Raw genomic sequence first — 12,356 nt, 5'->3', positions numbered from 1 at the left:
GCTTCAATGATTGAACTCCGTCCCTTCGACCGGCTCGGCGGCGCCGACCATGGCTGGCTCAAGGCCAGGCATCACTTCTCGTTCGCCAGCTATTACGACCCCAACAACATGGGCCACGGCGCCTTGCGGGTCTGGAACGACGATGAGATCGCCCCCGACACCGGCTTCCCGCCGCATCCGCATCGCGACATGGAGATCATTACCTATGTGCGCGACGGCGCAATCACCCACCAGGACTCGCTCGGCAACAAGGGCCGCACCGAGGCCGGCGACGTTCAGGTGATGAGCGCGGGCTCGGGCGTCCGGCATTCCGAATACAACCTCGAGCCGGAGACCACCCGGATCTTCCAGATCTGGATCGAGCCGACGCAAAGCGGCGGCCAGCCGACCTGGGGCTCCAAGCCGTTCCCGAAGGCGAACCGCTCCGGCAAGCTCGTCACCATCGCGTCGGGCATCGCGGGCGACAACGATGCGCTGCCGATCCGCGCCGACGCCCGGGTGCTGGCGACGACGCTGAAGGCCGGCGAGACCGCCACCTACGAGGCCGACAAGGCGCGGCACCTCTATCTGGTGCCGGCGGTCGGCAGCGTCGAGGTCAACGGCGTGCAGGTGAATGCCCGCGACGGCGCCGCGATCCGCGACGAGGCCAAGGTCACCATCACGGCGCTCGAAGACGCCGAGCTGGTGCTGGTCGACGCGGCGTAAGGCCGCCGCCTCTCGTCACCAACGTCATGCGCGGGCTTGACCCGCGCATCCCTCCTCCTTCGCAAGAGTCGTAGCGAAAAAAGATGGATGGCCGGGTCAAGCCCGGCCATGACGACCTACTAACAACTTCAACTCCCCACCCAATCACCAACCAAACGGAGACACTCCATGGCGAAGGTCCTGGTTCTTTACTACTCGGCTTACGGTCATATCGAAGCGATGGCCAATGCAGTCGCCGAGGGCGCGCGCGAGGCCGGTGCGCAGGTCGACATCAAGCGCGTGCCCGAGCTGGTACCGCCGGACGTGGCCAAGGCGTCGCACTACAAGCTCGATCAGGCCGCACCGATCGCGACCATCGAGGACCTCGCCAATTACGACGCGATCGTCATCGGCACCGGCACCCGGTTCGGCCGGATGGCGTCGCAGATGTCCAACTTCCTGGATCAGGCCGGCGGCTTGTGGGCGCGCGGCGCGCTGAACGGCAAGGTCGGCGGCGCCTTTACCTCGACCGCGACCCAGCATGGCGGCCAGGAGACCACGCTGTTCTCGATCATCACCAACCTGCTGCATTTCGGCATGGTGGTGGTCGGCCTCAATTACGGCTTCGGCGACCAGATGCGGCTCGACCAGGTCACCGGCGGCGCGCCCTATGGTGCCACCACCATCACTGGCGGCGACGGCTCGCGCCAGCCGAGCGAAACCGAACTCGCCGGCGCCCGCTATCAGGGCAAGACCATCGCCGAAACCGCGATCAAGCTGCACGGCTGATCGGCCGGCGGGGCGCGCAGACCGCACCCCGCCGCCCTCCAGCCAAGTTTAATGCAGATGCATCTATCGCATGCCTGCTGCGCTGCAGCGGGACTACTGCGTCCCCTGCCTCCGCACCATTTCCAGCTTGCTGGTGGGGAGACGACGATATGCTCGAGATGGTTTTGATGCTTCAATTGGCGCGCAGCCCGCTGCAGGCGTTGGCGAAGCGCTTGGTATGCAAGAGCCTCAGTATCGCGACCTATGGCAAGCGACAGTGCAGAAGCTGCACCGGCGTCACCCCGCCGGACGCTGATTGATCGCTCCAGCCGCCTCGCTACGCTGAGCCTCACACCAGCGCCACAGCCGTAGCCACAGACTGCCCCCAGGCGTAACGCGCCGTGATCGTGTGGTGATGAACGGGCCGTGGGCAGAACCCACGACCCGCCCCCTCTCACATCAGCTTGTCGAGCGTCAGCGGCAGATCGCGGATGCGCTTGCCGGTTGCGTTGAACACGGCGTTGGCAACCGCCGCGCCGACGCCGGTGATTCCGATCTCGCCGATGCCGCGGGCGCCCATCGGGGCGCGCGGATCGGGAATGTCGGTCCAGATCACGTCGATCTCCGGCACGTCGAGATGCACCGGGACGTGATACTCGGCCAGACTCGGATTCATGATCCGGCCGTTGCGCTCGTCGAACTGCGTCTCCTCCATCAGCGCCAGGCCGAGGCCCATGATGATGCCGCCGCGGAACTGGCTCGCCGCGGTCTTCGGATTGAGGATGCGGCCGCAATCGTAGGATCCGAGGAAGCGCCGGACGCGGGTCTCGCCGGTGACGCTGTTGACCCCGACCTCGCAAAACAGCGCGCCGAACGAATGCATCGACCAATGCATGGTTTCGAGCGGCGCCGACGCGCTGCCTTCAGCCGAAACATGGTCGCGGCCCGAGCGGGTGAGGATCGACACGTAGCTTTCGTGACGCGACGTGTCGTCGAGCTTGGCAAGGCCGCCATTCACGGTGCCGACCTCCTCGGCGCTGAGGCCGGCGAGCGGCGAGTCGTTGCCTGCGAGCTTGAGCAGTTCCTTGATCAGCACGTGATGTGCGGCGATTACCGAGGCGCCGATCGATGCGGTCTGCTGCGAGCCGCCGGCCAGCACCACGCCGGGGAACGCCGAGTCGCCATAGGCAAATGTCACCTGATCGCGCGACAGGCCAAGCCGTTCGGCTACCACCTGCGTATGCGCGGTCGCGGTGCCCATGCCCATTTCATGCGCGGCGATCTCGACCTTGACGGCGCCGTCGCGGGTCAGGGTGATACGCGCCGCGCCGCCCGGCATGCGGTGGTACGGATAGGTCGCGGTGGCGCAGCCCATGCCGACCAGCCATTCGCCATCGCGAACACTGGCGGCGGTCGGATTGCGCTGCGACCAGCCGAAGCGTTCGGCGCCGGCCCGCCACGCCTCGGCGATATGCCGCGACGAGAATGGCGTGCCCTTCAGCGGATCTTCCGTTGGCTGATTGAGGATGCGCAGCTCGACCGGATCTATGCCGAGCGCCACCGCCATCTCGTCGATCGCCGACTCCATCGCGAAGGTGCCGACCGACTCGCCCGGCGCCCGCATGAAGGTGTTGGCCAGCATGTCGAGATGCACGGTCTCGACATCGAGCTTGATGTTCGGCGAGGCGTAACTGCTCATCGTCGGCAGGATGAACGGCTCGGGGAACGCGTTCTGTCGCGACGTCGGGGCAACGCCGGTGTGGATCAGCGCAACGAAGCGGCCATCCGGCTCGGCGCCGATCGCGAAGCGCTGTTCGGTGAGGGTGCGGCCGCCGATCATCCGGTACACGCCTTCACGCGACAGCGCGATCCGCACCGGCCGGCCGGCGAGCTTGGAAGCCGCCGCGCCCAGCACCTGATGCTGCCACAGACATTTGCCGCCGAAGCCGCCGCCGACGAACGGCGAGGTGACATGGACCTGCTCCTCGGCGATGCCGAACACATCCCCGAGCGACCACGCGGTGTGCTGCACCGCCTGCGAGGCATCGTGCACGATCAGTTTGTCGTCCTGCCACGCCACCGTGGCGGCGTGCGGCTCGATCGCATTGTGATTGTGCCGCGGCGTCGAATAGCGGCCGTCGACCCGGACCGGCGCTTGGGCGAGAGCCGCTTCGGCGTCGCCTTTCTCGGCTTTGAGCGGCTGGCCCATGAACAGGCCGGGCTCGGTGCCCTTGGCTTTGGCGGTGGCGAGACTGGTCAGCGCCGCGTCCGCCTCATAGGTGGCGCGGATCAGAGAGACGGCGTGATCGGCCTGCTCCTGCGTATCCGCCAACACGACCGCGATCGGCTGGCCGTTCCAATGGATGCGATCGTCCTGCATGATCGGCAGATTGTCGCCGCCGCCTGCCTTCTCGGCGGTCATGAACAGCGGCATCGGCTTCATGCGCGGCGCGTTGCGATGAGTCATCACCAGCGCGACGCCGGGGGCGGCTTCGGCCGCGGTGGTGTCGAGCGTCGTGATCCGGCCCTTCGGGACGGTGCTGAACATCAGTGCCGCATACAGCATGCCGTCGAGCGCGAACTCTGCGGCGAACGGCGCCGCGCCCCTCACCTTAAGCGGTCCGTCGATCCGAGGGACCGACGCGCCGATCGAGCCGTGCTTGGCGCGGATCAAGGGATCGGGCTCGCCGCCCGGCATCCAGCTATCGGGCGCGAGCGCGACGGCTTTCTCCATCACATCCATCGCGGCACCGCGCACGGCTTGTTTCGCTTCGTTGACGATGCTCATCGGGCATCTCCTGCAAGTTCGCCGAGAACGGCAGTGATCGTTCGTTTGGCCAGCTCGATCTTGAAGGCGTTGTCGCCGAGCGGCACCGCCGCGGCGAGCTCAGCGTCGGCCGCGGCACGGAACGCCTCCACCGTGGCCTCGCCACCGCGCAGCGCCTGCTCGGCCTTCAGCGCCCGCCACGGCTTGTGAGCGACGCCGCCGAGCGCCAGCCGCACGTCCTTCACTTTCCCGCCGTCGAGCTCGAGCGCGGCGGCGACCGACACCAGCGCGAACGCGTAGCTCGAACGATCGCGCACTTTGCGATAGGCCGAGCGCGCGGCGATCGGCTGCGCCGGCAGTTCGATCGCGGTGATCAGTTCACCGGGCTCAAGCGTTGTCTCCTGATCCGGGCGGTCGCCCGGCAAACGATGGAAGTCACCAAACGGCAGCGCCCGCTTCCCGGCGTGCCCTTCGACATGAACCACCGCGTCGAGCGCGGCGAGCGCAACGCACATGTCGGACGGATGCGTCGCCACGCAGGCTTCGGATGCGCCGAGGATCGCATGGTTGCGGTTGAAGCCCTCGATGGCGTCGCAGCCCTGACCCGGACTGCGCTTGTTACAGCGCGAGCCGGCGTCGTCGTAGAAGTAAGTGCAGCGCGTCCGCTGCAAGAGATTGCCGCCGACCGTCGCCATGTTGCGGATCTGCGCCGAGGCGCCGGCCAGAATGGCGCGCGACAGCATCGGATAGCGCCGGCGCACCGCGCGGTGCTCGGCCAGCGCGGTGTTGCGCGCCGCCGCGCCGATCACCAGACCGCCATCGTCGCGCTCGGTGATCTCCGCCGGCAGGCCGGTGATATCGACCAGCGCCGCCGGGCGCTCGATGGTCTCGCGCATCAGGTCGACCAGATTGGTGCCGCCGCCGAGAAACTTGGCCTGCGTGGCGGCGCCGAGCCGCACCGCGGCGGCGACGTCGCCGACGCGTGAATAATCGAAAGGAGTCATTCTGCAGCCTCCGCATAAGTATCGCGGATCGCCGCGATGATGCCGTTGTGCGCGCCGCAGCGGCACAGATTGCCGCTCATGCGTTCGCGGATTTCGTCGTGGGTCGGCGCGACGTGCTCGACGGCAAGATCGCGGGTGACGTGGCTCGGCACGCCGCGCTGCAACTCGGCGACCATGCCGATCGCAGAGCAGATCTGCCCCGGCGTGCAGTAGCCGCACTGGAAGCCGTCGTGCTCGATGAAGGCCTGCTGCAACGGGTGGAGTCCGTCACCGCCGGCGAGGCCTTCGATGGTGGTGACGCTGCGGCCGGCGTGCTGCACGGCGAGCGACAGGCACGACACGATGCGCTCGCCGTCGACCAGCACGGTGCAGGCGCCGCAGGCGCCCTGATTGCAGCCCTTCTTGGTGCCGTGCAGGTTCAAGGTCTCACGCAGCAGATCGAGCAGCGAGACCCGCGGATCGGCAGGGACCGGATAGTCGACTCCATTGATGCGGATCGCCGCGGCAGACGCGGCAGTGCGATCAGCGGTCATAGGACCTCCTTGGGGACGAGATGAGAGCGCGCAAGCGGTCGTGTTCGCGCGCGCATGTTGCGCGAGACGAAAAGTGCGAGACGAAACTCGCTAACCGCGGAGCGGCTGGTTAGTTCGGAGCGTTGGTTGTTTGACAGAGGCCGGATAGCCCGGCGGGGTTCGATATGAGATAACGAACCAGCAACTCCTTATACGGAACATTGTTCCGTTTATCAAGAGGTATTCTCGTGTCCGAAAAGCCGCCCGGAAAAGGCGCCTCCGCGGCCCGCGCGCCGCGCCGGGTCCGGGCGGACGCGCAGCGCAATTTGAAGACGCTGCTCGAGGCGGCGCTAGCGGTGTTTGCGACGGCGGGCGTGGATGCGCCGGTGCGGGACATCGCCGAGAAGGCCGGCGTCGGAATCGGCACGCTGTATCGGCACTTTCCACAGCGCTCGGATCTGATCGTCGCAGTTTTTCGCAACGGCGTCGATTGCTGCGCGGATGCAGCGGCGACGCTGGCGCAGGAGTATCCGCCTGTTGAGGCGCTGTCGCGTTGGATGCAGCATTATGTCGACTTCATCGCGACCAAGCGCGGTCTGGCGGCGGCGCTGTATTCGGGCAACCCGGCCTATGACAGCCTGCCGGCCTATTTCGAACAACGGCTGGTCCCGGCGCTGCAATCTCTGCTGGATACGGCTGGCGCGGCCGGCGAGATCCGCCGCGATGTCGACCCATTCGATCTGCTCAAGGCGGTGGCACAGCTCTGCAATTCGGCGCCCGGCAGCGATCCCGAGCATACGAGCCGCATGGTGGCGCTGCTGATCGACGGCCTGCGCTACGGGGCCGGCAAGGAGACTCGGCCCGGCGATTGATCGCAGGGCATCGACCGAATCGGAGCCGATGCTTCGAAGCGAGCGGACCGGATGCAGGTGAGGTGACGGGGGATAGCGGAGCGATCCGCCGAGGGATGGTGGGCGCGACAGGGATCGAACCTGTGACCCCCTCGATGTCAACGAGGTGCTCTCCCGCTGAGCTACGCGCCCTCAGATCGTCTTCACGGGTGGCGTCCCTATATCGGCTCCGGGCCGGTCAGGCAAGGACACCAAAGCAGGATTTCGACGCCAATCTCAGGCGGCGAGCATCTTATTCACTTCGCTGACCAATTCCCGCAGGTGCACGGGCTTGGCCAGCACCTTGGCGTTCTTCGGTGCATCCGAATCGGAATTCAGCGCCACCGCGGCGAATCCGGTGATGAACATGATCTTGATGTCGGGATCGAGCTCGGAGGCGCGCCGCGCCAGCTCGATTCCGTCCATCTCCGGCATCACGATGTCGGTCAGCAGCATTTCGAACGGCTCTTCGCGCAGCCGCTGATAGGCCGACATGCCGTTGTCGAACGAGGAGACCTGGAAGCCGGCGTTTTCCAACGCCTTCACCAGGAAGCGGCGCATGTCGTTGTCGTCTTCGGCAAGGAGGATCTTGTGCATGTGGCTGGAACTTCAAATCCGGGCGAGGAGAACCGATCGATCCAGTTAGACCGAAGTCTGGTAAATTTCGGGTGAAATTCCCGCAGCCGGTCGCGTGAGGGAAGTGTGGATAATCCTGCGCCCGATCGCAGCCTGAATCAACAAATCCCAGATCGGCACATTTGTTTGGCCTCGGCGTTATGTCCGCGGTGTTTGGAAGGATTTTGCTTGGCAGCGCCCGCCCGATTGCCGACAATACCGCCCAACAAATCACCAGACGCGCTGTCGGCCAGACAGGAGAACGGCGAATCTGACGGGTGGCGGACAACGATGACCGAATTCGACGGTGAGTTCTCCCCCGCCTTCGAGATCGCAGAACCTGCGATCTGGCGTGCGCCGATCATTTTCAATTCGCCGCATTCCGGCTCGGTGTATCCGAACGCCTTCCTGAACGCCTCGCGGATCGACCTCGAAGCACTGCAGCGCTCCGAAGATTCGTTCATGGACGAATTGATCGGCCACCTGATCCACGACGGTTTTCCGGTGGTGCGGGTGCATTTTCCGCGCTCCTATATCGACGTCAACCGCGAGCCCTACGAGCTCGATCCCAGGATGTTCAACGGCCGGCTGCCGAGCTTCGCCAACACTCGCTCGATGCGGGTCGCCGGCGGCCTCGGGACGATCCCGCGCGTCGTCGGCGACGGCCAGGAGATCTATCACGAGCGGATTCCGATCGACGACGCGCTGGGCCGAATCGAGACGCTGTACAAGCCTTACCACCGCGCGCTGCGCCGGCTGATCAACCAGGCGCACCAGCAGTTCGGCTCGGCGATTCTGGTCGACTGCCACTCGATGCCGTCGGTCGGGATCTCCCGCGACGAGCCGAAGCGGCCGGACGTCGTGATCGGCGACCGCTATGGCACCAGTTGCGCGCCGCTGATTGCGGCCGTGATCGAAGAGACGATGGCGGCGCGCGGCTACTCGACCGGACGCAACAAGCCCTATGCGGGCGGCTTCATCACCGAGCATTACGGCAATCCGGGCACCGGGCTGCACACCGTGCAGGTCGAACTCAACCGCTCGATCTATATGGACGAGCGGCTCCGGTTGCGGAGCGATCGGTTCCCCACGGTGGCCGAGGATTTCAGCCGCCTCGCCGAGGCGCTGGCGGCGATCCCGCTGGACGACCTTCGTCCGTTCCAGGCCGCAGCCGAATAGCCGCGAGCTTCCCCTTTCTGATTTCCGGTCTGCTGGTCCCAATATGAGGGCCAGGTGCCTGAACGCAGATGCCAAGAAAAAAGGGCCGCTTGCGATGGCAAGCGGCCCAAGTCTAGGGAGGAAACGCCCAAGGAGGGCAGCGATAGCGCGAGGCGCTACCGCACCGCAACAATATGCGGCCGCGCCGCACAAAACGCAAGTGTTTTCAGGCGTTTTTCCATGCAAAAAACGCATGTCAGAGCACCGCCCGCGCCGCGGAACGGCTAAAATTTTTTGAGATGGATCAATGAGATGGGCGGAGCCGCGACCAAAGCCCGCACCGCCTTTTCGGCCGATTCCGAGCGCTCTTGTCGCACCTAGTTCCCCCATTCCCGGAACCCGCTTCAAAGCTGTGAGTGCGGCTTATTGCCAACGATTCAGACTATGGACCGGGAGTCACCCGCCATAATAAAGGAGCAGGGGTTCGGCCGCGCCCGTCTAAGATGGGGCGCGGTTCCATGTCTCGCCCGCAATGCTCGCAAAGGATCGCCCCGTGACGGTCATCGATTTCGCCGCGTTTATCGGCCGCCTTGCGACCTCGTCGGGCGACACCATTCTGCCGTTCTTCCGTACGTCGCTGACAATCGACAACAAGCATCCGGGCCGCGACTTCGATCCGGTGACCGAGGCCGATCGCGCCGCGGAAGCAGTGATGCGCCGGCTGATCAAGGCCAGTTTCCCGCAGCACGGCATCGTCGGCGAAGAGTTCGGCAATGAACGCGAGGATGCCGATTACGTCTGGGTGCTGGATCCGATCGACGGCACCAAATCCTTCATCGCCGGATTTCCAGTGTGGGGCACGCTGATCGCGCTGCTGCACAAGGGGACCCCGGTGTTCGGGATGATGCACCAGCCGTTCATCGGCGAGCGCTTCTCCGGCGACAATGCCTCGGCGACCTACAAGGGGCCGTCCGGCGAACGCAAGCTGGGCGTGCGGCGCTGTGCGGCGATCAAGGACGCGGTGCTGTTCACCACCTCGCCGCTGCTGATGAACGATGCCGATCGCGCCATCTTCGAGAAGGTGCAGGCCGGGGCACGGCTGACCCGCTACGGCGGCGACTGCTATTCCTACTGCATGCTGGCCGCCGGGCAGCTCGATCTGGTGATCGAGACCGAGCTGAAGCCCTACGATGTCGCGGCCCTGATCCCGATCATCACCGGCGCCGGCGGCGTGATCACTACTTGGGACGGCCAGCCGGCGCAGAACGGCGGCCGAATCGTCGCGGCCGGCGACAAGCGCGTGCACGAAGCCGCGATGAAGATCCTCAACGGCTGAACCGACAACCGTCAGTCCCTGACGCGGCGCGAGTTGCGCGCCCCACGCATTGACCTCCGCCTCGCGCTGGCGTTGCCCGGTCCTCGTGGATCGGGCTAGCTGGCCCGATGACGGTTTCCTTCCTGTTCGTGATCGCCGCGGTGTTCGCCTTCGCCGGCTTCATCAAGGGCGTGATCGGCCTCGGCCTGCCGACGGTGTCGATCGGACTGCTGGCGATCACCATGCCGCCGGCCCACGCGGTCGCCATCGTGATCGTGCCGGCGATCGTCACCAACATCTGGCAGACCTTCGTCGGCAGCTATCTGCGTGACATCCTGCGCCGGCTGTGGCCGCTGCTGCTCGGCACCGTGATCGGCATCCGCCTCGGCGCCGGTCTGATGACCGGGCCTTACGCCCGCTACGGCGCGCTGGTGCTCGGCGTGCTGCTGGTGGCCTACGGGATCCTCGGCCTCAGCAAGCACCGTTTTCACCTCGCGCCGAATCGCGAGCGTTGGGTCGGCGGCCCGGTCGGGCTGATCACCGGGGTGATCTCGGCCGCGACCGGCGTCCAGGTGATTCCGTCGATGCCGTATCTGCAGGCGATCGGGATGGAGAAGGACGAGCTGGTGCAGGCGCTCGGTGTGTTCTTCACCACCGCGACGCTGGCGCTGGCCGTGAACCTGACCGACGCCGGGCTGCTGTCGACCGCCACCGCCCTGCCCGGCGTGATCGCGATGGTGGCGGCCTTCGCCGGGATGTTCGCTGGCCAGGCGGTGCGGACCCGGATGCACCCCGACACGTTCCGGCGCTGGTTCCTGTTCGCCCTGATCGGGCTCGGCCTCTATCTCGCCGCCACCACGCTGGTGAAGCTGATCGGTTGACCGCGCTTCGGGCCGACCGCGAACTCGGGGGCCCGGGCGTGACATTGCGTAGCAGTCCCGAAGCGGCGGGCCGCAGACGTCGTGAATGCCGGACCGTGCGATTGCGCCTGGGCTGCGGCGGCTTCCGGCATCTTGGCCGCGGATTACGCCGTCTGCTGGGCCCGCCGCGCCTGCGCCGCATCGGTACGGCCGCTGACGCCAAAAAAACGCTTTGTTAAGCTGATCGAAACGTCGAACTGGCCTCCTCGCGGCCGGGGGCAGATGCGAGCAGACGGGATCGATCGATGACGGCAACTCACAATCGGCTGGCGCGCGCGGCAACGATCGCACTGATCGGCGCGACGCTGCTGCCGGCGGCGGCGACCGCGCAGACCGCCGAGCGCTCCAATCCGTTCGCGATCTTCGACCTGTTCACCGGCGCGCTGCCGGGCAATCGGCCCGCCGGCGCCACGCCGCAGCCGGTCAACGCCCCGGCCCAGGCGCCGGTCGCAGCGCCGGTGCGCGCGACCACCGAATGGAGCGGCGAGGACGGCGCCTCCGGCCATCCGCTGATGACAGCGGCGGCGATCCGGCAGGCGGCGGCGAATTTCGACAATTGCGTCGCCTCGATGTGGCCGGACGCCGCGCGCCGCGGCATCTCGCGCGAGAGCTTCGCCCGCTTCACCGCCGGGCTCAGCCCCGATTTGCGGCTGATGGACCTGATGGATTCCCAGCCCGAATTCACCAAGTCGATCTGGGATTATCTCGACATCCTGGTGAACGACACCCGGCTCGCCAGGGGCCGCGAGATCCTGGCGCAGTACAAGCCGCAGTTCGACGCCGTCGAGCGCGCCACCGGCGTCGATCGCTACATCATCGCGTCGATCTGGGGCATCGAATCGAACTACTCGACCCAGATGGGCGATCGCTACGTGGTCAATTCGACCGCGACGCTGGCCTGCGTCGGCCGCCGGCAGAAATACTTCAAGGACGAATTCCTGACCGCGCTGGAAATCCTGCATCACGGCGATCTGCGGCCCGAGCAACTGCGCGGCTCCTGGGCCGGCGCGTTCGGCCCGACCCAGTTCATGCCGACCGCGTTCAAGCGCTTCGCGGTCGACGCCGACGGTGACGGCCGCAAGGACGTCGTCGACAATCCCTACGACCTGATCGCCTCGACCGCCAACAACCTGAAGAAGGACGGTTGGCAGAGCGGCGAGACCTGGGGCTACGAGGTCGTGGTGCCGAAGGGCTTCAACTACATGCTGGCCGACCGCCGCCACAGCCAATCGCTGGCGCAGTGGCAGCAGATGGGCCTGCAGCGCCCGACCGGGCAGGCATTCCCTCGCCCGTCCGACAAGGCCTATCTGCTGGCGCCGGCCGGCGCCGACGGCCCCGGCTTCCTGATGCTGACCAATTTCCGGGTGATCATGAAGTACAACCCGGCCGAGGCCTACGCGCTGGCGATCGGCCATTTCGCCGACCGGCTGCGCGGCGGCGGCCCGTTCGTCCAGGACTGGCCGCGCCAGGAAAAGGCCCTGTCCCGCACCGAAAAGCTGGAATTGCAACAGCTTCTCGCCAACCGCGGCTTCTACCGCGGCACCCCCGACGGCCAGTTCGGCAGCATGACCCGCGAAGCGCTGCGGAATTTCCAAGCCTCGATCGGCGCGCCCGCGGATGGATTTGCGACGGGAGAGATGTTGGAGAGGTTGAGAGGAAGGTAGGGGTTGGACACCAACCCTAAGTTGATATGGTGGCTTGTCAAAATTCCAGAGCCACCACG

Annotated in this window: 12 protein-coding genes and 1 tRNA gene; 8 read left to right on the top strand and 5 right to left on the bottom strand. The window is 66.2% G+C overall.

What is annotated here, in order from left to right:
- Positions 1-6 precede the first annotated feature (6 nt).
- The 3 genes from DNX69_RS20435 to DNX69_RS26375 all read left to right on the top strand — a co-directional run bounded on the left by DNX69_RS20435 (position 7) and on the right by DNX69_RS26375 (position 1,772).
- Complete coding sequence (locus tag DNX69_RS20435; protein ID WP_110787840.1) at positions 7-705, top strand: pirin family protein; 699 nt, start codon at positions 7-9, stop codon at positions 703-705.
- Between the two features lie 168 nt (positions 706-873).
- Positions 874-1,473, top strand: a complete 600-nt coding sequence (wrbA, locus tag DNX69_RS20430) for an NAD(P)H:quinone oxidoreductase (RefSeq protein ID WP_110787839.1) — start codon at positions 874-876, stop codon at positions 1,471-1,473.
- A 149-nt stretch (positions 1,474-1,622) separates the two neighbouring features.
- Complete coding sequence (locus DNX69_RS26375) at positions 1,623-1,772, top strand: hypothetical protein (protein WP_165825298.1); 150 nt, start codon at positions 1,623-1,625, stop codon at positions 1,770-1,772.
- Between the two features lie 134 nt (positions 1,773-1,906).
- Here DNX69_RS26375 and DNX69_RS20425 read toward each other — a convergent pair whose 3' ends face one another.
- Genes DNX69_RS20425 through DNX69_RS20415 form a run of 3 tightly spaced genes read right to left on the bottom strand, consistent with a single transcriptional unit; the run spans position 1,907 to position 5,756 of the window.
- Entirely contained in the window at positions 1,907-4,195 is a 2,289-nt protein-coding gene (locus DNX69_RS20425) for a xanthine dehydrogenase family protein molybdopterin-binding subunit (RefSeq protein ID WP_207803177.1), read from the bottom strand.
- A 41-nt stretch (positions 4,196-4,236) separates the two neighbouring features.
- Entirely contained in the window at positions 4,237-5,223 is a 987-nt protein-coding gene (locus tag DNX69_RS20420; protein WP_110787837.1) for an FAD binding domain-containing protein, read from the bottom strand.
- Positions 5,220-5,756 carry a (2Fe-2S)-binding protein gene (locus DNX69_RS20415; RefSeq protein WP_110787836.1) on the bottom strand — a complete coding sequence of 179 codons (537 nt, stop codon included), beginning with the start codon at positions 5,754-5,756 and terminating at the stop codon, positions 5,220-5,222. Before DNX69_RS20415 ends, DNX69_RS20420 begins: the two co-directional genes overlap by 4 nt.
- A 227-nt stretch (positions 5,757-5,983) precedes the next feature.
- Between DNX69_RS20415 and DNX69_RS20410 the strand changes: the two genes are divergently transcribed.
- Complete coding sequence (locus DNX69_RS20410; RefSeq protein WP_110787835.1) at positions 5,984-6,607, top strand: TetR/AcrR family transcriptional regulator; 624 nt, start codon at positions 5,984-5,986, stop codon at positions 6,605-6,607.
- Between the two features lie 96 nt (positions 6,608-6,703).
- Here DNX69_RS20410 and DNX69_RS20405 read toward each other — a convergent pair.
- Together DNX69_RS20405 and cpdR are read right to left on the bottom strand one after the other, a co-directional pair.
- Positions 6,704-6,778 (bottom strand) — tRNA-Val (locus DNX69_RS20405).
- Positions 6,779-6,862: 84 nt separating this feature from the next.
- Positions 6,863-7,222, bottom strand: coding sequence for a cell cycle two-component system response regulator CpdR (cpdR, locus tag DNX69_RS20400; protein ID WP_011156442.1), 360 nt, complete (start codon positions 7,220-7,222; stop codon positions 6,863-6,865).
- 309 nt (positions 7,223-7,531) lie between these two features.
- On the opposite strand from cpdR, the gene DNX69_RS20395 reads away from it, so the two are divergent.
- The 4 genes from DNX69_RS20395 to DNX69_RS20380 all read left to right on the top strand — a co-directional run bounded on the left by DNX69_RS20395 (position 7,532) and on the right by DNX69_RS20380 (position 12,297).
- Positions 7,532-8,419, top strand: coding sequence for an N-formylglutamate amidohydrolase (locus DNX69_RS20395; protein ID WP_110787834.1), 888 nt, complete (start codon positions 7,532-7,534; stop codon positions 8,417-8,419).
- A 532-nt stretch (positions 8,420-8,951) separates the two neighbouring features.
- Entirely contained in the window at positions 8,952-9,734 is a 783-nt protein-coding gene (gene hisN / locus DNX69_RS20390; protein WP_110788193.1) for a histidinol-phosphatase, read from the top strand.
- Between the two features lie 107 nt (positions 9,735-9,841).
- Positions 9,842-10,594, top strand: a complete 753-nt coding sequence (locus tag DNX69_RS20385; RefSeq protein WP_110787833.1) for a sulfite exporter TauE/SafE family protein — start codon at positions 9,842-9,844, stop codon at positions 10,592-10,594.
- 284 nt (positions 10,595-10,878) lie between these two features.
- Complete coding sequence (locus DNX69_RS20380) at positions 10,879-12,297, top strand: lytic murein transglycosylase (protein WP_110787832.1); 1,419 nt, start codon at positions 10,879-10,881, stop codon at positions 12,295-12,297.
- Positions 12,298-12,356 lie beyond the last annotated feature (59 nt).

It is taken from the genome of Rhodopseudomonas palustris, assembly GCF_003226555.1.
Lineage (GTDB): Bacteria > Pseudomonadota > Alphaproteobacteria > Rhizobiales > Xanthobacteraceae > Rhodopseudomonas > Rhodopseudomonas palustris_I.
Note: the sequence above shows the minus strand (reverse complement) of the source record. Positions and strands in the feature narration are given on the sequence as shown.